The following is a 2,386-nucleotide window of genomic DNA, read 5'->3' as shown; positions in this document are numbered from 1 at the left end:
CCCCATGACCACGACGACGCGGGTCCTGCCGCTGCCGGCGGCGCGCGCCTGGGACCTGGTCGCGGACGCACGGAACCACGCCCGGTGGGTGCCGCTGACGCGCGTGGACGTCGCGGACGGCTACGTGGTCGCGGTGACCGGGCCGCGTGCCCGACGTGGCGGCGGCGGGCTCGTCGACCGGATGCGGATCGACCGCTTCGACCCGCCGCACGACGACCGCCCGGGGGTCGCGGAGTTCACCAAGGTCGGTCGGGTGCTGCGCGGGACGGCGCGGATCGAGGTGCACGCGGCGGGTCCGGACGCGGCGCGGGTGTCGTGGACGGAGTCGGTGCACCTCGCGGGCCCGCTGCCCGACGGGCTGACGCGTGCGGCCTCGGCGCCGTTCCTCACGCTCATGGTGCGGCGCGCGCTGCGGCTGGCGGCGCACGAGGCCGCCCAGGAGGACGCCCGCCACCTCTGACCGGTCGCGCAACGGATCGCCGCCATCAGCCGTCACGACGCAACGGATCCGCTGCGGACGCGCAATCGGCGGTGACGAGGTGCGCACGACGCTCCCCCTAGGCTCGACGTGACTGCCGTCCGTTCCCGCCGTCCCCACGAGGAGCACGATGACGACGACCGCCCCCGGTGCCACGCGCCGCCACTACCTGATGTGCGAGCCGCGCTTCTACACCGTCTCGTACGAGATCAACCCCTGGATGGACAAGACGCGGTACACCGACGTCGACCTGGCCGTCCGGCAGTGGCGCACGCTGCGCGACACCTACCTCGACCTGGGGCACCGGGTCGACGTGATCGAGCCGATCGACGGCCTGCCGGACATGGTCTACGCCGCGAACGGCGCGACCGTCGTCGACGGCGTCGTGTACTCCGCCCGGTTCCGCTACCCGGAGCGCGGCCCCGAGGGTCCGGCCTACCAGAAGTGGTTCGCCGACCGCGGCTTCGTCACGCACACCGCCGCGCAGGTCAACGAGGGCGAGGGCGACCTGCTCGTCGTCGGCAACATGGTCCTCGCGGGCACCGGCTTCCGCACCGACCGCGCCGCGCACGCGGAGGCGCAGGAGCTGTTCGGCCGCCCGGTCGTGTCGCTCGAGCTCGTCGACCCGCACTACTACCACCTCGACACCGCCCTGGCGGTCCTGTCGAGCGACCCGACGGACCCGCAGATCGCCTACTACCCGCCGGCGTTCTCCGCGGGTTCGCGGTCGGTGCTGCAGCAGCTCTTCCCGGACGCCGTGGTCGCGACCGAGCAGGATGCCGTCGCGCTCGGCCTCAACGCCGTCTCCGACGGGCAGAACGTCGTCGTCGCGCCCGCCGCGACCGACCTCGCCGCCGCGCTGCGCGAGCGCGGGTACACCCCGATCCCGGTCGAGACCACGGAGCTGCTCAAGGGCGGGGGCGGCGCGAAGTGCTGCACGCTCGAGATCCGTCCGGCTGGCGCCCCGACGGGAGACTGACGATGACCGCGCTGCAGGACGCCCGGACGTCGACGCTCGCGCGGAACTACGACCCGCTGCCCGTGACCCTCGTCTCCGGCGAGGGCTCCTGGGTGACGGACACCGACGGCCGCCGGTACCTGGACCTGCTGTCGGCGTACTCCGCGCTCAACTTCGGGCACCGGCACCCGGCACTCGTCGCCGCGGCGCACGCCCAGCTCGACCGGCTGACGCTCACGTCGCGGGCCTTCGACCACGACCTGCTGCACCCGTTCGCGGACCGGCTCGCGTCGCTCGTCGGGCCGCTCGTCACCGGCACGCCGATGGTCCTGCCGATGAACACGGGCGCCGAGGCCGTCGAGACGGCGATCAAGGCGGCGCGCAAGTGGGGCTACGACGTCAAGGGCGTGCCCGACGGCCAGGCGCGCATCGTCGTGGTCGACGGCAACTTCCACGGCCGTACGACGACGATCGTGTCGTTCTCGGCCGACCCCGACGCGCACGACGGGTTCGGCCCGTACACCCCGGGCTTCGTCCGCGTGCCGTACGGCGACGCGGCGGCCCTGGAGGCGGCGCTCGACGAGCACACCGTGGCGGTCCTGCTCGAGCCCGTGCAGGGTGAGCAGGGCGTCGTGATCCCGCCCGCGGACTACCTGCCGGCCGTGCGGGCCGCGTGCACGGCGGCCGACGTGCTGCTCGTGGTCGACGAGATCCAGAGCGGCCTCGGCCGCACCGGCAGCACGCTCGCGAGCGAGCTCTGGGGCGTCCGGCCCGACCTCGTCACGCTCGGCAAGGCGCTGGGCGGCGGGATCGTGCCCGTCTCGGCGGTCGTCGGCCGCGACGACGTGCTCGGCGTGCTCACCGCCGGGACGCACGGCTCCACGTTCGGCGGCAACCCGCTCGCGTGCGCGGTCGGCCTGGCCGTCGTCGACCTGCTCGCGACGGGCGAG

Annotated in this window: 3 protein-coding genes; all 3 read left to right on the top strand. The window is 74.2% G+C overall.

Annotation, left to right across the window (positions count from 1 at the left end; all coding sequences use genetic code 11):
* On the top strand, positions 1-460 hold a 460-nt coding region (locus HGA02_RS16475), incomplete at its 5' end, for an SRPBCC family protein (RefSeq protein ID WP_168680204.1).
* A 148-nt stretch (positions 461-608) separates the two neighbouring features.
* On the top strand, positions 609-1,457 hold the full coding sequence (gene ddaH, locus HGA02_RS16470) for a dimethylargininase (RefSeq protein WP_124341376.1): 849 nt from the start codon (positions 609-611) through the stop codon (positions 1,455-1,457).
* A gap of 2 nt (positions 1,458-1,459) precedes the next feature.
* Positions 1,460-2,386, top strand: a 927-nt coding sequence (locus HGA02_RS16465) for an aspartate aminotransferase family protein (protein ID WP_168680202.1), incomplete at its 3' end; no start/stop codon positions are given.

The organism is Cellulomonas septica (genome assembly GCF_012396155.1).
GTDB lineage: Bacteria > Actinomycetota > Actinomycetes > Actinomycetales > Cellulomonadaceae > Cellulomonas > Cellulomonas septica.
This window is presented reverse-complemented; position numbering and strand designations above follow the sequence as displayed.

Excerpts from the sequence above, each read along its gene's own strand:
- ddaH (WP_124341376.1), top strand. The coding sequence starts at position 609 with ATGACGACGACCGCCCCCGGTGCCACGCGCCGCCACTACCTGATGTGC.